This is a genomic window from Streptomyces sp. NPDC045695 (assembly GCF_056432025.1).
Genome location: NZ_JBWKJU010000002.1, coordinates 500,790 through 521,038, shown reverse-complemented (window position 1 = coordinate 521,038; position 20,249 = coordinate 500,790). Strand labels below are relative to the sequence as shown.

At 69.2% G+C, this 20,249-nt stretch carries 15 protein-coding genes; 11 read left to right on the top strand and 4 right to left on the bottom strand.

Annotated features, from left to right (window positions below; translation table 11 throughout):
• The first annotated feature begins 78 nt into the window (after positions 1-78).
• On the top strand, positions 79-3,978 hold the full coding sequence (locus AC07DU_RS05530) for a DNA-directed RNA polymerase subunit beta' (protein ID WP_360890936.1): 3,900 nt from the start codon (positions 79-81) through the stop codon (positions 3,976-3,978).
• Between the two features lie 88 nt (positions 3,979-4,066).
• On the opposite strand, the gene AC07DU_RS05525 is transcribed toward AC07DU_RS05530, so the two are convergent.
• Positions 4,067-6,547, bottom strand: coding sequence for a YfhO family protein (locus tag AC07DU_RS05525; protein WP_479109710.1), 2,481 nt, complete (start codon positions 6,545-6,547; stop codon positions 4,067-4,069).
• A 370-nt stretch (positions 6,548-6,917) separates the two neighbouring features.
• Between AC07DU_RS05525 and rpsL the strand changes: the two genes are divergently transcribed.
• The 4 genes from rpsL (at position 6,918) to tuf (ending at position 11,276) form a co-directional block, all read left to right on the top strand.
• On the top strand, positions 6,918-7,289 hold the full coding sequence (gene rpsL / locus AC07DU_RS05520; protein ID WP_007265893.1) for a 30S ribosomal protein S12: 372 nt from the start codon (positions 6,918-6,920) through the stop codon (positions 7,287-7,289).
• Between the two features lie 2 nt (positions 7,290-7,291).
• On the top strand, positions 7,292-7,762 hold the full coding sequence (gene rpsG / locus AC07DU_RS05515; RefSeq protein ID WP_007265894.1) for a 30S ribosomal protein S7: 471 nt from the start codon (positions 7,292-7,294) through the stop codon (positions 7,760-7,762).
• A gap of 39 nt (positions 7,763-7,801) precedes the next feature.
• Positions 7,802-9,934, top strand: coding sequence for an elongation factor G (gene fusA, locus AC07DU_RS05510; protein WP_360890944.1), 2,133 nt, complete (start codon positions 7,802-7,804; stop codon positions 9,932-9,934).
• Between the two features lie 148 nt (positions 9,935-10,082).
• On the top strand, positions 10,083-11,276 hold the full coding sequence (tuf, locus tag AC07DU_RS05505) for an elongation factor Tu (protein ID WP_030710320.1): 1,194 nt from the start codon (positions 10,083-10,085) through the stop codon (positions 11,274-11,276).
• A gap of 216 nt (positions 11,277-11,492) precedes the next feature.
• Here tuf and rfbC read toward each other — a convergent pair whose 3' ends face one another.
• The gene (gene rfbC / locus AC07DU_RS05500) at positions 11,493-12,092 is read right to left on the bottom strand and encodes a dTDP-4-dehydrorhamnose 3,5-epimerase (RefSeq protein WP_328927152.1); all 600 of its coding nucleotides are present in this window, start codon (positions 12,090-12,092) and stop codon (positions 11,493-11,495) included.
• Positions 12,089-12,967 (bottom strand): glucose-1-phosphate thymidylyltransferase RfbA, encoded by an 879-nt coding sequence (gene rfbA, locus AC07DU_RS05495; RefSeq protein WP_360890948.1) that lies wholly within the window; start codon positions 12,965-12,967, stop codon positions 12,089-12,091. The genes rfbC and rfbA overlap by 4 nt, the downstream gene beginning before the upstream one ends.
• 83 nt (positions 12,968-13,050) lie before the next feature.
• On the opposite strand from rfbA, the gene rfbB reads away from it, so the two are divergent.
• The 6 genes from rfbB (at position 13,051) to AC07DU_RS05465 (ending at position 18,383) form a co-directional block, all read left to right on the top strand.
• On the top strand, positions 13,051-14,028 hold the full coding sequence (gene rfbB / locus AC07DU_RS05490; RefSeq protein ID WP_360890951.1) for a dTDP-glucose 4,6-dehydratase: 978 nt from the start codon (positions 13,051-13,053) through the stop codon (positions 14,026-14,028).
• A complete protein-coding gene (gene rfbD, locus AC07DU_RS05485; protein WP_479109708.1) occupies positions 14,025-14,945 on the top strand; it encodes a dTDP-4-dehydrorhamnose reductase in 921 nt (306 codons plus the stop codon). The genes rfbB and rfbD overlap by 4 nt, the downstream gene beginning before the upstream one ends.
• Entirely contained in the window at positions 14,942-16,276 is a 1,335-nt protein-coding gene (locus tag AC07DU_RS05480; RefSeq protein ID WP_479109706.1) for a lipopolysaccharide biosynthesis protein, read from the top strand. Before rfbD ends, AC07DU_RS05480 begins: the two co-directional genes overlap by 4 nt.
• Positions 16,277-16,344: 68 nt before the next feature.
• Positions 16,345-17,034 carry a glycosyltransferase family 2 protein gene (locus tag AC07DU_RS05475; protein ID WP_360890960.1) on the top strand — a complete coding sequence of 230 codons (690 nt, stop codon included), beginning with the start codon at positions 16,345-16,347 and terminating at the stop codon, positions 17,032-17,034.
• The gene (locus AC07DU_RS05470; RefSeq protein ID WP_479109704.1) at positions 17,031-17,477 is read left to right on the top strand and encodes a DUF2304 family protein; all 447 of its coding nucleotides are present in this window, start codon (positions 17,031-17,033) and stop codon (positions 17,475-17,477) included. Before AC07DU_RS05475 ends, AC07DU_RS05470 begins: the two co-directional genes overlap by 4 nt.
• Positions 17,478-17,483: 6 nt before the next feature.
• Positions 17,484-18,383 (top strand): glycosyltransferase family 2 protein, encoded by a 900-nt coding sequence (locus tag AC07DU_RS05465; protein WP_479109702.1) that lies wholly within the window; start codon positions 17,484-17,486, stop codon positions 18,381-18,383.
• A gap of 102 nt (positions 18,384-18,485) precedes the next feature.
• On the opposite strand, the gene AC07DU_RS05460 is transcribed toward AC07DU_RS05465, so the two are convergent.
• Complete coding sequence (locus AC07DU_RS05460; RefSeq protein WP_360890968.1) at positions 18,486-20,189, bottom strand: hypothetical protein; 1,704 nt, start codon at positions 20,187-20,189, stop codon at positions 18,486-18,488.
• Positions 20,190-20,249 lie beyond the last annotated feature (60 nt).

Sequence of the window (20,249 nt, the reverse complement as noted above, 5' to 3'; positions counted from 1 at the left end):
GCTCAAGAGCCCCCCGTCATCCCCGGGACCGTTCAGACCATGATTGAGACTCGACCCCGAAAGAGGGATTGACGCACAGTGCTCGACGTCAACTTCTTCGACGAGCTGCGGATCGGCCTTGCCACCGCGGACGACATCCGAACCTGGTCGCACGGCGAGGTCAAGAAGCCGGAGACCATCAACTACCGCACCCTCAAGCCCGAGAAGGACGGACTCTTCTGCGAGAAGATCTTCGGTCCTACCCGGGACTGGGAGTGCTACTGCGGCAAGTACAAGCGTGTCCGCTTCAAGGGCATCATCTGTGAGCGCTGTGGCGTCGAAGTCACGCGCGCCAAGGTGCGCCGTGAGCGGATGGGCCACATCGAGCTTGCCGCTCCCGTCACCCACATCTGGTACTTCAAGGGCGTCCCGTCGCGCCTCGGCTACCTGCTGGACCTCGCGCCGAAGGACCTCGAGAAGGTCATCTACTTCGCCGCGTACATGATCACGTTCGTGGACGACGAGCGCCGCACCCGCGACCTCCCGTCCCTGGAGGCGCACGTCTCCGTCGAGCGCCAGCAGATCGAGAACCGCCGCGACGCGGACCTCGAAGGCCGTGCCAAGAAGCTCGAGACCGACCTGGGCGAGCTCGAGGCCGAGGGCGCGAAGGCCGACGTGCGCCGCAAGGTGCGCGAAGGCGCCGAGCGCGAGATGAAGCAGCTCCGTGACCGCGCCCAGCGCGAGATCGACCGCCTCGACGAGGTGTGGGCCCGCTTCAAGAACCTCAAGGTCCAGGACCTGGAGGGCGACGAGCTGCTCTACCGCGAGCTGCGTGACCGCTTCGGCACGTACTTCGACGGCTGCATGGGCGCCGCCGCGCTGCAGAAGCGCCTGGAGTCCTTCGACCTCGAAGAGGAGGCCGAGCGCCTCCGCGAGATCATCCGCACCGGCAAGGGCCAGAAGAAGACCCGTGCGCTCAAGCGCCTCAAGGTCGTCTCCGCGTTCCTGCAGACCAGCAACAAGCCCAAGGGCATGGTGCTCGACTGCGTGCCGGTCATCCCGCCGGACCTGCGTCCGATGGTGCAGCTGGACGGTGGCCGCTTCGCGACCTCCGACCTGAACGACCTGTACCGCCGCGTGATCAACCGCAACAACCGTCTGAAGCGTCTCCTCGACCTCGGTGCCCCCGAGATCATCGTGAACAACGAGAAGCGCATGCTTCAGGAGGCCGTGGACGCCCTCTTCGACAACGGTCGTCGTGGTCGTCCGGTGACCGGTCCCGGTAACCGTCCCCTGAAGTCCCTCAGCGACATGCTGAAGGGCAAGCAGGGTCGATTCCGTCAGAACCTCCTCGGCAAGCGCGTGGACTACTCCGCGCGTTCCGTGATCGTCGTCGGTCCGCAGCTGAAGCTGCACCAGTGTGGTCTGCCCAAGGCCATGGCGCTGGAGCTCTTCAAGCCGTTCGTGATGAAGCGCCTGGTCGACCTGAACCACGCGCAGAACATCAAGTCGGCCAAGCGCATGGTCGAGCGCGGCCGCACGGTCGTCTACGACGTGCTCGAAGAGGTCATCGCCGAGCACCCGGTGCTGCTGAACCGTGCGCCCACGCTGCACCGCCTCGGCATCCAGGCCTTCGAGCCCCAGCTGGTCGAAGGCAAGGCCATCCAGATCCACCCGCTCGTCTGCACCGCGTTCAACGCGGACTTCGACGGTGACCAGATGGCCGTGCACCTGCCGCTCTCCGCGGAGGCGCAGGCCGAGGCCCGCATCCTGATGCTGTCCTCGAACAACATCCTCAAGCCGGCCGACGGCCGTCCGGTCACGATGCCGACCCAGGACATGGTCCTCGGTCTGTTCTTCCTGACCACCGACGGTGAGCTCCGTGACACCAAGGGCGAGGGCCGCGCGTTCGGCTCCACGGCCGAGGCGACCATGGCGTTCGACAACGGCGAGCTCGCGCTCCAGTCGTCCGTCGACATCCGCTTCCCGGTGGGCACCATCCCGCCGCGTGGCTGGGTGCCGCCGGTCGCCGAGGAGGGCGAGCAGGAGTTCCAGCCGGGCGACAGCTTCCGTCTGCGCACCACCCTGGGCCGCGCGCTCTTCAACGAGCTGCTGCCCGAGGACTACCCGTTCGTCGACTACTCGGTGGGCAAGAAGCAGCTCTCCGAGATCGTCAACGACCTGGCGGAGCGCTACCCCAAGGTCATCGTGGCGGCGACGCTCGACAACCTGAAGGCGGCCGGCTTCCACTGGGCGACCCGTTCGGGCGTCACCGTGGCCATCTCCGACGTCGTCGTGCCCGAGGCCAAGAAGGCCATCGTCGCGGGCTACGAGGCGATGGACGAGAAGGTCCAGAAGCAGTACGAGCGCGGTCTGATCACCAAGGACGAGCGCACGCAGGAGCTCATCGCGATCTGGACCAAGGCGACCAACGAGGTTGCCGAGGCGATGAACGCGAACTTCCCCAAGACGAACCCCATCTTCATGATGGTTGACTCGGGTGCCCGAGGAAACATGATGCAGATGCGACAGATCGCCGGTATGCGTGGTCTGGTGTCGAACGCGAAGAACGAGACCATCCCGCGTCCGATCAAGGCGTCCTTCCGTGAGGGCCTCACCGTTCTGGAGTACTTCATCTCCACGCACGGTGCCCGTAAGGGTCTGGCGGACACCGCCCTGCGTACCGCCGACTCGGGTTACCTGACCCGTCGTCTGGTGGACGTCTCGCAGGACGTGATCATCCGCGAGGAGGACTGCGGCACCGAGCGCGGCCTGAAGCTGAAGATCGCCGTTCGCGGCGAGGACGGCGTGCTGCGCAAGGCCGACGACGTCGAGACCTCGATCTACGCCCGCATGCTGGCCGAGGACGTCGTCATCGACGGCAAGGTCATCGCGCCGGCCAACGTCGACCTCGGTGACGTGCTCATCGACGCCCTGGTCGCCAACGGCGTCGAGGAGGTCAAGACCCGCTCGGTCCTGACCTGTGAGTCCGCGGTCGGCACCTGTGCCTTCTGCTACGGACGCTCGCTCGCCACCGGCAAGCTGGTCGACATCGGTGAGGCGGTCGGCATCATCGCCGCCCAGTCCATCGGTGAGCCCGGTACCCAGCTGACGATGCGTACCTTCCACACCGGTGGTGTGGCCGGTGACGACATCACGCAGGGTCTGCCGCGTGTCGTCGAGCTCTTCGAGGCCCGTACCCCGAAGGGTGTCGCCCCGATCTCCGAGGCCGCCGGCCGCGTGCGGATCGAGGAGACCGAGAAGACGAAGAAGATCGTCATCACGCCCGACGACGGCAGCGACGAGACGGCGTTCCCGATCTCGAAGCGCGCCAAGGTCATCGTGCACGAGGGCGACCACGTCGAGGTGGGCCAGAAGCTCACCATGGGTGCCACCAACCCGCACGACGTGCTGCGCATCCTCGGTCAGCGTGCCGTCCAGGTCCACCTGGTCGGCGAAGTCCAGAAGGTCTACAACTCGCAGGGCGTGTCGATCCACGACAAGCACATCGAGATCATCATCCGGCAGATGCTGCGCCGCGTGACGATCATCGAGTCCGGCGACGCGGAGCTCCTGCCGGGCGAGCTGGTCGAGCGGTCGAAGTTCGAGACCGAGAACCGTCGTGTGGTCACCGAGGGCGGTCACCCCGCCTCCGGCCGTCCGCAGCTGATGGGTATCACCAAGGCCTCGCTCGCGACCGAGTCGTGGCTGTCGGCGGCGTCCTTCCAGGAGACGACCAGGGTTCTGACGGACGCGGCGATCAACGCCAAGTCCGACTCCCTGATCGGCCTCAAGGAGAACGTCATCATCGGTAAGCTCATCCCGGCCGGTACGGGCCTCGCCCGCTACCGCAACATCCGGGTGGAGCCCACCGAGGAAGCCAAGGCCGCGATGTACTCGGCCGTCGGTTACGACGACATCGACTACTCGCCCTTCGGCACCGGCTCCGGCCAGGCTGTCCCGCTGGAGGACTACGACTACGGCCCGTACAACGGCTAAAGGTTCGTAAGGACAAGCCCCCCGTCGCTCCGAGAGGAGCGGCGGGGGGCTTGTTCGTTCCCGGAGGCGGGGGAGGCGCAGGGGAGGCTCAGGCGCGGCGGCGGCGGGCGGCCGTCACCGTGGCGCCGATGAGGACCATCAGGCCGAGGGCGCCGCCCGCCAGGCCCGGGGTGAGGCCCTTGGGGGTGAAGGTGCAGGAGAGCTTGTCCGTGCCCGCGGGGAGGTGCACGGAGAGCAGGCCGTGGAAGCTCTTCGCCGGGGCGGAGCACTGCCAGCCGGGGACGGCCGTCACGGCGAGGACGGCGGTGCGATCTGTGCCGGGAGGCAAGGTCGCCCCGATCGAGTGACCGCCGACGTCCACCCGGGTGGCCCCCGTGGCCGTCAGCCGCGACACGGTCGTGTCGAGCGCCGCGCGGTCCAGGCAGCCGAGCGGGTGCTGCCCGGCGTCGGCGCCCTGCGTGCGGGTCCGCACGGTGACGTCGACCCTCCCCGAGGCGGGGACGGTCCCCAGCCGGGTCACGCCGGTCATCTGGTCCTCCAGCGGCTTCTCCGCGCCGCCGGCGCTCACGGTGCCGTACAGGGCGGGGGAGAACCAGTAGGCCTCGGAGCCGGGGGCGCACGCGGCGGCGTAGGTCTGCTCGGAGGCGGTGCCCCCGCGGGTGACCTGCGGGACCTGGTAGACGGTCGCGCCCAGGACGTTCTCCTGGCGGGCGTAGACGCTGTCCGCCGGGTGGGGCGAGGTGAACGGGCCGGTGCGGACCGTGACCAGCGGCGGGGCCGGGAACTTCGAGGCCGTCCAGGTGCCCGGCGCGGCTCCCGGACGGACCCGCGCGCCGATCGAGAAGATCGCGTCGAGCACCGGGTTGTCGGCGCCGAAGAAGGTCCGGCCGTCGTTCTTGAAGCCGTATCCGAGGGGCTCCAGCGCCCGGTACGTGGCCTCCGGGAGGTAGCTGCTGTAGTACTGCGGGCCCTCGGAGCGCAGGGCCAGGGCGTCGTTGTAGGAGGTCTGCGGCGCGCCCGAGTCCGTCCGGTAGGCGGGCCAGCCGTCCACACCGCGGACGGCTTCGAAGTGGTCGCTGATCGACCGGTTCGAGGTGGCCACCGGCTTGGCCCAGCGTTCGCGGGCCCGGCGGGCGTCCGCGTTGGCCGCGGCGACGGCGGACTCGGCGAAGACGACGCCGATCATCAGGGCGGCGGCCACCGGGACGAGGCGGCGGTGCCCGTCGCCGAGGGAGAGCAGGACCAGCGCGAGCAGCGAGACCGCTCCGCCGCCGAGCACGGCCGGCCAGGTCCAGCCGCCGAAGTCGTCGGTGCGGCGCAGGACGAAAGTGGCGGCGACCAGCAGCGCGGCGACCAGGGCCAGGTGCAGCGGACGCGGCCGGTGGGCCAGTGACAGCCAGGCGACGACCACCACCATGCCGCTGAAGACGAAGGCCTCGCGGTACGGGTTGCCGTTCGGCACCGCCAGCCCGTGCCACACGTACTGCGTGGGCGGGAACTGGAAGGAGGCGACCACCAGCAGGGTCGCGGCGGCCCACACCAGCCGGGTCCTGCGCGCGATGGCGGTGTTGAGGACGAAGGCGCCGGCCAGGATCAGGCCCAGCGAGGCGACGTAGAGGCGGGGCCGGCCGCCCCACAGGTGGGTCGCCGGGAGCATGCCCGAGAGGAAGATCTCGATGCGTACGGGGTCGAAGGCCGCCGCCTCGGTCGGCTGCGCCGAGCCGCTGGACAGGAACGACGGCAGGAGGAGGGGGAGGGTGAGGACGATTCCGGTGCCGGCGCCCGTCGCGGCCCGCCACAGGGCGCGCAGCCGCTGCCCGCCCGTCATGTCGCGGGTGAGCATGCGGACGGCCAGCAGGACGCCGGCGGCCATCGTGGCCATCATCGCGGTGTAGAAGTTCCCGAACCAGGCGAGCGCGACCACCAGGGCCACGCCCGGCCAGCGGCGCTCCTCCAGGCACCACTCGACGGCGATGCCGAGCATCGGCAGGGCGACCAGGCCCCACAGCCACATCGGGATGTACGAGGCGTCGCTGAGCGCCCAGCCGCACAGGCCGTACGTGGCTCCGAGCACGCCGCGCTGCCACCACGGGCCGGGGTGCAGCTTGCCCAGGTAGAGCGTCATCAGGGCGGCCGCGGTGCCCATCGTGACCGGGGTGATCGCGAAGACGGCCAGGTCGACGTGGGCGCGCGGGACGAGGACGACCAGCCAGGAGAAGGGGTTGCCGAGGTAGGTGTGGTAGTCGGCCAGGAACTGCTGGCCGAAGCCGCCGCGCCACGTGAAGAGCAGGTCGCCGGCCGCCTGCCCGTGGACGAGGTCCCACAGCGCCCGGTGGAAGGGCACGTACTGGTTGGCCTGGTCGTTGAGGGCGCGGCCGGTGTCGCCGAAGGGGAAGGTGCCGCGGGCGGCCCAGGCCGAGCAGAAGGCGGCCGAGGTCACGAGGAAGGCCAGCAGGGGGCCGTAGAGCCGGCCGGCGGCCCGGACCGCGGTTCTGCGCGGGGTGGCGCGCGGGGCCGGGATGCGGGCGTCGACGTCGACGGTGGCCGGCTCGGGTGCCGCGGTCCCCAATGTCCTGCTCCCTGCTGATCGACTCGCGTGATCGACTGGCGCGCGTCCGCGCCCGGGCAAGCCGCCAGTTTAGGGCGCCGGAGGGGCAAACCCGGCCCGTCGGGTACCTCCCGCTTGCGTCCGGCGTGTTTTCGTGCTGGGCATTTGTTTTGACCTACCTCTGTGAGGTAGGTACGCTCTGACCTTGTGCCTGGGGTGTGCCCTGGCTCCCGCGTGTGCGTAAGACCCCGCGGAGCCGAGAGGAACACACCGCGATCCGCGCCCTCCTCCACCTCGGTGGAGGCGTGCAGGATCCGACACACCCGACCGCGTGGGTCGGCAAATGTTCCAGGTTAGCTTCACTACACGGCACACAGAAACCGGAGAAGTAGTGCCTACGATCCAGCAGCTGGTCCGTAAGGGCCGGCAGGACAAGGTCGAGAAGACAAAGACCCCCGCGCTTGAGGCTTCGCCCCAGCGTCGCGGCGTCTGCACGCGTGTGTTCACGACCACCCCGAAGAAGCCGAACTCGGCGCTCCGTAAGGTCGCGCGTGTGCGTCTGACCTCCGGCATCGAGGTCACCGCTTACATTCCGGGTGAGGGACACAACCTGCAGGAGCACTCGATCGTGCTCGTGCGTGGTGGCCGTGTGAAGGACCTGCCGGGTGTTCGTTACAAGATCATCCGCGGTGCGCTTGACACCCAGGCTGTCAAGAACCGCAAGCAGGCCCGCAGCCGCTACGGCGCCAAGAAGGAGAAGTAAGAATGCCTCGTAAGGGCCCCGCCCCGAAGCGCCCGGTCATCATCGACCCGGTCTACGCATCTCCTCTGGTGACGTCGCTCATCAACAAGATCCTCCTGAACGGCAAGCGCTCCACCGCCGAGCGCATCGTTTACGGCGCCATGGAAGGCCTCCGCGAGAAGACCGGCAACGACCCGGTCATCACGCTGAAGCGCGCGCTGGAGAACGTCAAGCCGTCCCTCGAGGTCAAGTCCCGCCGTGTCGGTGGCGCGACCTACCAGGTCCCCGTCGAGGTCAAGCCGGGTCGTCAGTCGACCCTGGCCCTCCGCTGGCTCGTGGGTTACTCCCGCGCCCGTCGTGAGAAGACCATGACCGAGCGCCTGATGAACGAGCTGCTCGACGCCTCCAACGGTCTTGGCGCTGCCGTCAAGAAGCGCGAGGACACGCACAAGATGGCCGAGTCCAACAAGGCCTTCGCGCACTACCGCTGGTAGTCCCAACCCACATCGAGACCGAGAGAAGACTGAGCCGATATGGCTACCACTTCGCTTGACCTGGCCAAGGTGCGCAACATCGGCATCATGGCTCACATCGACGCGGGCAAGACGACCACCACCGAGCGCATCCTGTTCTACACCGGTGTGTCGTACAAGATCGGTGAAGTCCACGACGGCGCTGCCACGATGGACTGGATGGAGCAGGAGCAGGAGCGCGGCATTACGATCACGTCCGCCGCGACGACCTGCCACTGGCCGCTCGAGGACGTCGACCACACCATCAACATCATCGACACCCCGGGCCACGTGGACTTCACCGTCGAGGTGGAGCGTTCGCTCCGCGTCCTCGACGGTGCCGTCACCGTGTTCGACGGTGTCGCCGGTGTGGAGCCGCAGTCCGAGACCGTTTGGCGTCAGGCGGACCGCTACGGCGTGCCGCGCATCTGCTTCGTCAACAAGCTGGACCGCACCGGCGCCGAGTTCCACCGCTGCGTCGAGATGATCAAGGACCGCCTCGGTGCGGTTCCGATCGTCATGCAGCTCCCCATCGGCGCCGAGATGGACTTCCAGGGCGTTGTCGACCTGGTCACCATGAAGGCGTTCGTCTGGTCCGCCGAGGCGACCAAGGGCGAGATGTACGACATCGTCGACATCCCCGACACGCACACCGAGGCCGCTGAAGAGTGGCGCGGGAAGCTCATCGAGACCGTCGCCGAGAACGACGACGAGATCATGGAGCTGTACCTCGGCGGCGAAGAGCCGTCCGTGGAGCAGCTGCACGCCGCCGTGCGTCGCATCATCCTGAACTCGGGCAAGGGCAAGGGCGAGCCCACGATCACCGCGGTGTTCTGTGGCACGGCGTTCAAGAACAAGGGTGTTCAGCCCCTGCTCGACGCCGTCGTCCGCTACCTGCCGTCGCCGCTGGACATCGAGGCCATCGAGGGCCACGACGTCCGCGACGCCGAGGTCGTCGTGAAGCGCAAGCCTTCCGACGAGGAGCCGCTCGCGGCTCTGGCGTTCAAGATCATGAGCGACCCGCACCTCGGCAAGCTCACCTTCGTCCGGGTTTACTCGGGCCGCCTGGAGGCCGGCACTGCGGTGCTGAACTCCGTCAAGGGCAAGAAGGAGCGCATCGGCAAGATCTACCGCATGCACGCGAACAAGCGTGAGGAGATCGCCGCGGTCGGCGCCGGTGACATCGTCGCCGTCATGGGCCTGAAGCAGACCACCACCGGTGAGACGCTGTGTGACGACAAGGCGCCCGTGATCCTGGAGTCCATGGACTTCCCGGCTCCGGTCATCCAGGTCGCCATCGAGCCCAAGTCCAAGGGTGACCAGGAGAAGCTGGGTGTCGCCATCCAGCGTCTCGCGGAGGAGGACCCCTCCTTCCACGTTCACTCGGACGAGGAGACGGGCCAGACCATCCTCGGCGGTATGGGCGAACTGCACCTCGAGGTGCTGGTCGACCGTATGAAGCGCGAGTTCAAGGTCGAGGCCAACGTCGGCAAGCCGCAGGTCGCGTACCGTGAGACGATCCGCAAGGCCGTCGAGCGTCACGACTACACCCACAAGAAGCAGACCGGTGGTACCGGTCAGTTCGCCAAGGTGCAGATCGCGATCGAGCCCATCACCGAGACCGACGGTCCGGCGTACGAGTTCGTGAACAAGGTCACCGGTGGCCGCGTCCCGAAGGAGTACATCCCTTCGGTCGACGCCGGTGCGCAGGAGGCCATGCAGTTCGGCATCCTGGCGGGCTACGAGATGACGGGCGTCCGCGTCACGCTTCTCGACGGTGGCTACCACGAGGTCGACTCCTCCGAGCTCGCGTTCAAGATCGCCGGTTCGCAGGCCTTCAAGGAGGCCGCGCGCAAGGCTTCTCCCGTGCTCCTCGAGCCGATGATGGCCGTAGAGGTCACCACGCCCGAGGACTACATGGGTGACGTCATCGGCGACATCAACTCCCGCCGTGGCCAGATCCAGGCCATGGAGGAGCGTCACGGCGCTCGCGTCGTGAAGGGCCTCGTGCCCCTTTCGGAGATGTTCGGCTACGTCGGAGACCTCCGCAGCAAGACCTCGGGTCGCGCCAGCTACTCGATGCAGTTCGACTCCTACGCCGAGGTTCCCCGGAACGTCGCTGAGGAGATCATCGCGAAGGCCAAGGGCGAGTAACTCTTCGGAGTCCACGCTTTAGGCTTGTCACCGGAACCCCTGGGGCAACAGCAGCAACAGCTCCGTTGCCCCGGGGAACCGGATCCCAGCAAAGATCACCTGGCGCCGATCTGTAAGGCGTACAGAACCACTCTCCAGGAGGACCCCCGTGGCGAAGGCGAAGTTCGAGCGGACTAAGCCGCACGTCAACATCGGCACCATCGGTCACATTGACCACGGTAAGACGACCCTCACGGCCGCCATTACCAAGGTGCTGCACGACGCGTACCCGGACCTGAACGAGGCCTCGGCCTTCGACCAGATCGACAAGGCTCCTGAGGAGCGCCAGCGCGGTATCACCATCTCCATCGCGCACGTCGAGTACCAGACCGAGGCGCGTCACTACGCCCACGTCGACTGCCCCGGTCACGCGGACTACATCAAGAACATGATCACGGGTGCCGCGCAGATGGACGGCGCGATCCTCGTGGTCGCCGCCACCGACGGCCCGATGCCGCAGACCAAGGAGCACGTGCTCCTGGCCCGCCAGGTCGGCGTCCCCTACATCGTCGTCGCCCTGAACAAGGCCGACATGGTGGACGACGAGGAGATCCTGGAGCTCGTCGAGCTCGAGGTCCGTGAGCTGCTCTCCGAGTACGAGTTCCCGGGCGACGACCTGCCGGTCGTCCGCGTCTCCGCGCTGAAGGCGCTCGAGGGCGACAAGGAGTGGGGCGAGAAGCTCCTCGGCCTCATGGCCGCCGTCGACGAGGCCATCCCGACCCCGCCGCGTGACACCGAGAAGCCGTTCCTCATGCCCGTCGAGGACGTCTTCACGATCACCGGTCGCGGTACGGTCGTCACCGGCCGTATCGAGCGTGGTGTCCTGAAGGTCAACGAGACCGTCGACATCATCGGTATCAAGGAAGAGAAGACCACCACCACGGTCACCGGTATCGAGATGTTCCGCAAGCTGCTCGACGAGGGCCAGGCCGGCGAGAACGTCGGTCTGCTCCTCCGTGGCATCAAGCGCGAGGACGTCGAGCGCGGCCAGGTCATCATCAAGCCCGGTTCGGTCACGCCGCACACCGAGTTCGAGGCCCAGGCCTACATCCTGTCGAAGGACGAGGGTGGCCGTCACACCCCCTTCTTCAACAACTACCGTCCGCAGTTCTACTTCCGTACCACGGACGTCACGGGTGTCGTCACCCTGCCGGCCGGCACGGAGATGGTCATGCCGGGCGACAACACCGAGATGTCGGTCGCGCTGATCCAGCCGGTCGCCATGGAGGAGGGCCTGAAGTTCGCCATCCGTGAGGGTGGTCGTACCGTGGGCGCCGGCCAGGTCACCAAGATCACGAAGTAATTCGTGCTCTGACCTGGTAGCTCGCTGCAGCGGGCACCAGTTCCACAGAAGGGCCCCGGCCCACCGCTTCGGCGGTGGGGCGGGGCCCTTCGGCGTTACGGGGCCACCCGCGCCCGCGCGGGAAGGGCCGGCGGCGCGCCCCGGGGCCCGGAACGGAAGAGGCCGCACCCCCCGGTCGGGGAGTGCGGCCTCTTCTCGTACGGCGGGGAAGCCGGGTCAGCTCACGCGGAGCGACTCGGTGAACTCCTTGCAGGCGGCGTAGTCGGGCAGCAGCCCGGTCGCGATCGCGTCGGCCAGCGAGGGGGCGGCCTCGTCGCGGGCCGAGAGCAGCGGGACGTCGGCCGGCCACTCGATGGCGAGGTCGGCGTCGAGCGGGTGAACCGAGTGCTCGCCGGTCGGGTTGTACGTCTCCGAGCACAGGTACGACAGCGTGGCGTCGTCGCTCAGCGCGCAGAAGCCGTGGCCGAGGCCCTCGGGGATGTAGACCGCGCGACGGTCCACGTCGTCCAGGCGGACGCCCTCCCACTTGCCGAACGTGGGGGAGCCGACCCGCAGGTCCACGATGACGTCGAGGACGGCGCCCCGTACGCAGGTCACGTACTTGGCCTGGCCGCGGGGCACGTCGGCGAAGTGGATGCCGCGGACGACGCCCGCGGAGGAGACCGAGAGGTTCGCCTGGGCCAGGTTCAGCGGGTGGCCGACGACCTCGGCGAGCCGGTCGAAGCGGTACCACTCGGTGAACAGGCCGCGCGGGTCGCCGTGCAGCTGCGGGGTGACCTCGAAGGCCCCCTCGATGGAGAGTTCGCGGAACTTCACCGGGCCTCGTCCTCCTCGGCGAGCAGCGCCAGCAGGTAGTCGCCGTAGCCGCTCTTCGTCAGCGGCTGGGCCAGCTCGCGCAGCTGGGCGGAGTCGATCAGGCCGGCGCGCCAGGCCGCCTCCTCGATGCAGCCGATCTTGAAGCCCTGGCGCTCCTCGATCACGCGCACGAACTCGGAGGCCTGCACCATCGACACGAAGGTGCCGGTGTCCAGCCATGCGGTGCCGCGGTCGAGGATGGTGACATTGAGCTCACCGGCCTGGAGGTACGCGTCGTTGACGGCGGTGATCTCCAGCTCGCCGCGGGCGCTGGGCTTCAGGCCCCTGGCTATCTCGACGACGCGGTTGTCGTAGAAGTACAGGCCCGGCACCGCGTAGCGGGACTTGGGCTTGACCGGCTTCTCCTCGATGGAGATGGCCTGGCCCGTCTCGTCGAACTCGACGACGCCGTACGCCGTCGGGTCCGCCACCGGGTACGCGAACACCCGGCCGCCCTTGGCGTCGGTGTGCTCGGCGAGGCGGGTGCCGAGGCCACTGCCGTGGAAGATGTTGTCGCCGAGGATCAGGGCGACGGACTCGTCGCCGATGAAGTCGGCGCCGAGGACGAACGCCTGGGCGATGCCCTCCGGACGCTCCTGGACGGCGTACTCCAGCCGCAGGCCGAACTGCGAGCCGTCGCCGAGCAGTCGCTCGAACTGGTCGCGGTCGTCCGGGGTGGTGATGATGAGGATCTCGCTGATCCCCGCCATGACCAGGGTGGACAGGGGGTAATAGATCATCGGCTTGTCGAAGACGGGCAGCAGCTGCTTAGAGACTGCCCGGGTCAGCGGCCAGAGTCGCGATCCGGTGCCACCGGCCAAGAGGATTCCACGCATGGGGAGAACCCTATGCGAGAGGGCATGAAGGAGCCGAGCTCGGGGCGTGTGACGTTCGGCGGGGCCGCTAGACTCTTCGTATTATGCGCATCCTCGTGACCGGCGGCGCCGGCTTCATCGGTTCAGAATTCGTCCGCCAGCAGCTCGGCGCAGATGCCACGGCCCGGATCACGGTCTTCGACAAGCTGACCTACTCCGGCGTCGAAGAGAATCTCGCGCCGGTCGCGGACCACCCCGGATACACGTTCGTCAAGGGCGACATCTGCGACGCCGAGGCCGTGGACCAGGTCATGCCCGGTCACGACGTCGTCGTGCACTTCGCCGCCGAGTCCCACGTGGACCGCTCGATCGCCGGTGCGGGTCCGTTCGTCATGACGAATGTCGTGGGCACCCAGGTCCTGCTGGACTCCGCCCGCAAGCACGGCGTCGGCCGCTTCGTCCACATCTCCACCGACGAGGTCTACGGCTCGATCAGCGAGGGCTCCTGGACGGAGGAGTGGCCGCTGGTGCCCAACTCCCCGTACTCCGCCTCGAAGGCGTCGTCCGACCTCCTGGCGCTGGCGTACCACCGCACCCACGGCATGGACGTGGTGGTCACCCGCTGCTCCAACAACTACGGGCACTACCAGTTCCCGGAGAAGGTCATCCCGCTGTTCGTCTCGAACTTGATGGACGGCAAGAAGGTCCCGCTGTACGGCAACGGCGGCAACGTCCGCGACTGGCTGCACGTCTCGGACCACTGCCGCGGCATCGACCTGGCCATGCGCAAGGGCCGCGCCGGCGAGGTCTACAACATCGGCGGCGGCACCGAGCTCACCAACAAGGAGCTGACCGGCGTCCTGCTGGAGGCCGCCGGCCTGGGCTGGGAGATGGTCGAGCAGGTCGAGGACCGCAAGGGCCACGACCTTCGCTACTCGATCGACATCAGCAAGATCGGCGCCGAGCTGGGCTACGCCCCGCAGGTCACCTTCGAGGACGGCATCAAGGCCACCATCGACTGGTACCGCGAGAACCGTGCCTGGTGGGAGCCGCTGAAGGCGAAGGCGGCCCTGCAGAAGTGAGCACCAACCCGCGAGAGGGGCGCTGGCTCGTCACCGGCGCCGCCGGGATGCTCGGCCAGGACGTCATGGCCGTGCTGAAGCGGGCCAGGATCGAGGCCGTGGGCCTGCGCCGGGCCGACCTCGACATCACGGACCCGGCTGCCGTCCGGGCCGCGGTCGAGGGCGTCGACGTGGTCGTCAACTGCGCCGCCTGGACCGATGTCGACGGCGCCGAGACCGCCGAGGACGCCGCCACCGCCGTCAACGGCACCGGCGTCCGCGTCCTCGCCGAGGCCTGCGCCGCCGCCCACGTGCGCCTGCTGCACGTCTCCACCGACTACGTGCTGCCGGGCGACGCCTCGCAGCCGTACGCGGAGGACGCCGAGACGGGCCCGGTCAACGCCTACGGGCGCAGCAAGCTGGCCGGCGAGCGGGCCGTGACCGAACTGCTGCCGCAGGACGGCTACGTGGTCCGCACCGCCTGGCTGTACGGCGAGCACGGACCGAACTTCGTCGCCACCATGCTGAAGCTGGCCGCCCAGCGGGACACCCTCGACGTCGTCGACGACCAGCACGGCCAGCCCACCTGGTCCTACGCGCTGGCCCGCCAGCTGGTCGAGCTCGGCCGGGCCGCCCTGAAGGGCTGGGCGATGGGCGGGATCTACCACGGCACCGCGAGCGGCCGGACCACCTGGATGGGACTCGCCCGCGAGGCCTACCGCCTGAGCGGGCTCGACCCCGAGCGGATCCGGCCCACCACCTCCGAGGCGTTCGTACGCCCCGCCGCCCGCCCGGCGTTCAGCGTGCTCGCGCACGACCGCTGGGACGAGGCGGGCCTGGCCCCGCTCGCCGACTGGCGCGAGCAGCTGGCCGAGGCGCTGGCCACCCCCGGTTACACGGCACTGGCCCGGCAGGCCCGGGACGGCCGAGCGGGATGAGGAGCCTGCTGAACAAGCTGAGCGCGGCGCTGCCGCCGGGCACCGTCGCGGTGGCCGGCGGCACCGTCGTGCTCGGCGCGGCCTCGTACGTCCACCTCGGCGTGGCCGGCCACAGCCTGTCCACGGAGGCCATGGCCAACGTGTCGGTGCTGTGGACGATCGTGATGTCCGTCGGCATCGGCGTCTTCTTCCCCATCGAGCAGGAACTCACCCGGATCGTCTCCGCCCGGGTGGTCCTGGGCCAGGGCAGCGCCCCGGTGTTGCGCCGCGCGACGCTGCTCACCGGGGGGATCCTCGCCGTCACCCTGCTGGTGCTCGGTCTGGGCGCGGGCCCCCTCGCGGGCCTCCTCTTCCACGGTGACCGCGCCCTGGTGGCGGCGCTCGGCGGCGCCTTCGCCGGCATGGCCGCCTGCTACCTGACCCGCGGTCTGCTGGCCGGCCTCGGGCGGTTCGGCGCGTACGGCACCCAGCTCGCCGTCGACGGCGGCCTGCGCATCGTGCTCGCCTTCGCCTGCGCGGTCTTCGGCCTGCACTCGGCGCTGGCCTTCAGCCTGATCCTTGCCGTCGCGCCGGTCGTGGCGACCCTCGTCACCCTGCCCGCGCTGCTGCGCGCCGTCGGACCCGGCGAGCCGATCGCCTGGCGTGAGCTGTCGGGCGGCCTCGGCCTGCTGGTCTGCGCGACCCTGCTGTCCCAGCTGGTCGTCAACGCGGCCGTCATGAGCACCAAACTGCTGGCCCCCACCGACAGCGCGCTGATCGCCGCGCTGATGAGCGCGCTGGTCCTGGCGCGGGTGCCGCTCTTCGTCTTCGGCTCGCTCCAGGCCTCGCTGCTGAGCGGGCTCAGCGCCGCCTTCACGGCCGGCGACCGGACGGCGTTCTGGGCGATGCTGCGCCGCATCGGCCTGGTCGTCGGAGCCCTCGGACTGCTGGGCGGGGTACCCGCCACGGTCCTGGGGCCGTGGCTCATCGAGGTGCTCTTCGGCGCCGAGGAGCCGGTGCTGGGCTGCCTCGACTTCTTCCTCCTGTCCGCCGGCACCGTGGCGTACATGTTCGCGATGGTGCTCGGACAGGCGCTCATGGTATTCAAGCGCCACAACCTGCAGCTGCTCTGCTGGGCCGTCGGTACCGCGGTCCTGGTGGGCATCACGCTGGCGCCGGGCGACGTGGCCCTGCGCGTGATCGTCGCCTACGCACTGGGGTCCACCGCCACCGTGCTCGCTATGCTGGCAGCCCTGAGGCTGAGCTTCCCCGGAGCCGCCGCGGCAGCCGGTGAAGGACCGCGGCAGTTGGCCGACGCAAGCGGCCCGGGCGTGGGCGCGGTCGGGAGATGACCATGCCGGCCCAAGACGTCACACCGATCCCCGAGCACTCGCATGTGCCACATTCCGCTGGAGCTACCGTGTCCCAATACGACGATGTCTGGCTGGTCATACCGGCCTATAACGAGGGCCAGGTGATCGCCGACGTGGTGGAGGGGGCCCGCAAGACGTTCCCCAACATCGTCGTCGTCGACGACGGCAGCACCGACGACTCGGCCGAGCACATAGCGACCACCGGCGCCCACCTGGTCCGTCACCCCGTCAACCTCGGCCAGGGCGCGGCCCTGCAGACCGGCCTCACGTACGCGCTCGCCCAGCCCGGCGCCCAGTACTTCGCCACCTTCGACGCCGACGGCCAGCACCAGACCAAGGACGTCGAGAAGATGGTCGCGGTGCTGCGGCGCGGCGAGGCCGACGTCGTGCTCGGCTCCCGCTTCATCGAGCAGAACGGCCAGGTGCCGTGGATCAAGCAGGTCGTGCTGCGCACGGCCGCCGCCGTCAGCCCGACCGCGCGCAAGCTCAAGCTCACCGACGCGCACAACGGCTTGCGCGTGCTGGGCCGTGAGGCCGCCGAGCAGCTGAACATCACCATGAACGGCATGGCCCACGCGTCCGAGCTGGTCGGTTTCCTCGCCGGCTCCACGCTGCGCGTCACCGAGGTACCGGTGGACATCCTGTACACCGACTACTCACGCGCCAAGGGTCAGTCCCTGATCAACGGCGTCAACATCCTTTTTGACATTTCGCTGCGGGAGCGTGGGCGTCGATGAAGTACTTCTGGATTCAGCTGCTGCTGATCGTCGGCTCGGTGTCCATGGCACTGATGTTCATCCGGACCTGGAGCCAGGCGAAGAACCGGGCCTGGAAGCGCATAGCGTTCTCCGCGTTCGTCGTCGTCAACGTGTACGCGGTGCTCCGCCCGACCGACGTCACCTGGCTCGCCCAGCAGCTCGGCGTCGGCCGTGGCACCGACCTGGTGCTGTACGTGATGGTGCTCGCGATGGGCTTCCTCACGCTCAACACCTTCCTGCGCTTCCGCTCGCTGGAGAAGAAGATCACCGACCTCGCCCGGACGGTGGCCATCAACGAGGGCGTGCGCCACAACGACGCGCGCCTCGGGCAGGACGTCGCCGCTCCCGCGAAGGCCGGTGCGCAGGCCGATGCGAAGGCCGACACCGACGCCGACGCCGACGCCGACTCCGTGAAGGCCTGAAGCTCCATGGTGACCTTCGACTTCATGCTCCCCTACTACGGGGACGTGCAGCTGATGCAGGACGCCGTCCGCAGCGTCCTGGCGCAGACGGACCGGGACTTCCGCCTCGTCGTCATCGACGACGGCAAGGAGCCGGAGGTGCCCGGCTGGTTCGAGCAGCTCGGTGACGAGCGCGTCCACTACACGCGCAACGAGCAGAACCTCGGCATCACCAAGAACTTCCAGAAGTGCGTGCGGCTCTCCGAGGCCGACTACGTGGTCATCATGGGCTGCGACGATCTGCTGCACCCGCACTACCTGGAGACCGTCCGCGGGATCATCGGCGCCCACCCGGGCATCGGCATGGTCCAGCCCGGCGTCGAGGTGATCGACGGCGCGGGCCAGGTGACCCAGGGCCTCGCCGACAACACCAAGAAGCGGCTCTACGCACCGCAGGTCAAGGGCCGCCGGCTGATGGCCGGCGAGGAGCTGGCCGCCAGCGTGCTGCGCGGCAACTGGCTCTACTTCCCGTCGATCGCCTGGCGCGGCGAGGTGCTGCGCGAGGTGAACTTCCGGGACGACTACTCGGTGATCCAGGACCTCGCGCTCGTGGTCGACCTGCTCGAAGGCGGTGAGCAGATGGTCGTCGACAACTCCACGACCGTCTTCCAGTACCGCCGCCACGCCGTCAGCGAGTCCTCGGTCCAGGCCTTCTCCGGGACCCGCTTCGCCGAGGCCGAGCGGTACTTCGCCGCGGTGGCCGAGCGCATGGACGCCCGCGGCTGGCCGAAGGCCGCCCGCGCGGCGCGCTTCCACAGCGCCTCCCGCCTGCACGCGCTCACGATGCTCCCGGGTGCGCTGCGGCGCGGGCACCGCGAGGGCGCCCGTACGCTGGCCCGCCACGCGTTCACCTCCGGCCAGAGCTGAGCCACCGCGCTCCGCGCGTACGCCCCCGTACGCGCCCCCGTACGACGAACGGCCTGCCGCCGGTCCCAGGACCGGCGGCAGGCCGTTCTCGTCGTCTGCCCGTCAGTTCTCCGCGGGCTTGGGCTTCTCGGGCCTCGTGGGACCGCGGAACGGCGGGACGTACGGCTCGCACTTGCCCCACTGCGCGAACTTGGGGCACTTGCCGTTCGGCAGCCGGACGTTGTGCGCGTACCAGGCGAGCTGACCCGCCGAGTTCTCCTGGGGGTCGCGCGGCATGAAGGCGTCCGCCGTGGCCGAGCCGGCCAGCCCGAAGAGCAGACCCAGCGCGCACAGCGCACCCAGCACGACGGACCGCGGACGGCTCGCGGACGCCTGGCGGACCCGCCCGGCCAGCGGCACCTCGACGTCGTGCGCGCGGATCCAGGCCTGGATCCGCCCGGCCGCGAGGTACACGGCGAGGCCGGTCAGCGCGATCAGGCAGTACAGGATCTGGTGGCTCGTGCGCGGGTAGAGCTGGACGACCTGGTCGCGCTCCATGTGCGAGGCGTACCAGTAGCGCAGCAGGAACGCGCTGCCCGTGCACGCCGTCAGGGTCAGCACCAGGGGCTGGCGCAGGCCGAGGCCCAGGGCCACGCCCAGCCCGGCCACCAGCACGATGGTGAAGAGGCCGACGCCGCCGAGCTCCCCGATCGGCGAGTAGGCGACGGTGCGCAGCGGGCCGGGCGTGGAGGCGGCCCAGGTGGCGAAGTAGCCCGGGTCGCTGGCGGTGTCGTAGTAGAAGTACGTGTCCTTGGTCGAGCCGCTCGCGCCGAGCAGGTCGACCAGATAGCCGCCGGCCAGTACGAGGAAGACCGCGAGGGCCGACACCAGGGGCACCAGGCCGCCCAGCAGCCCGCGTACCCCGCCCGAGCGGGCCAGCCCGACGAGCAGCACCGAGAAGAGCACCACCACGCCGACCGAGGACCAGACGAACCAGCCCGCGTACAGCAGGAACAGCACGGCGAGCAGCAGCCCGAGGCCGGCTCCTATGGCGATCGTCCGCTTGCGCCCCAGGAGCGCGGATCGCTGCACCACCTGCACCAGCTTGGCGAAGACGGGGATCACGATCATCAGGACGAGGGGGGAGTAGGGCTTGTACGGGTCGACCAGCGGCAGCGTCGCCGTGACCCCGATGCCCAGCGCCCACAGCGGGGGCAGCAGCATCCGCCAGGCCAGGTAGGCGGCGGGGCCGGTGAGCGCGAGGAAGCCGATCATGACCCACTTCGAGGCCTTCGGCACGTCGCCGTCGAAGAAGGTCTCCGCCGCCCAGGCGAGCAGGTGCGGGAAGCCGGGCGGGTACTCGGCCGGCAGGGGCACGCCGTCGATGACGTCGTACGCCCACTGCTGGAGGTTGCCGACGTCGCCCCAGTTGGCGTAGATCGGCCAGGGAGTGCCGCTGAGGCCGACGATGTTGCCGGACGCGGTCACGCCCGTCGCCAGACCGGCCACGGCGGCCGCGCCGATGCGTGCGGCGGCCCCCGGCATCACCCGGGCGACGAGCCAGTACAGCAGGAGCGTCGCCGTCAGCAGGACCACCAGCCGCAGCTGGATCCCGGCGAGCCCGCTGACCTGCCCGATCCGGGTCATCGGGTTGATCCGGATGCGCATGCACAGGACGATGAGCAGCAGGGCGGCGCCGAGGGAGGCGACCACCTCCGCGCCTATGAGGGCGAAGGCGCGGGCCAGCCCGCCGCCGCGTCGGCGTGAGGCCCGGCGGTCGCGTGCCGGGGCCGGTACCGATGCCGGCGCGGGAGCGGTGACAGTCATGGCGGCCAATTTACCTGTCGGCCCATACCCCGCGTGACTGCTCTGCGTCAACGGTGGGCC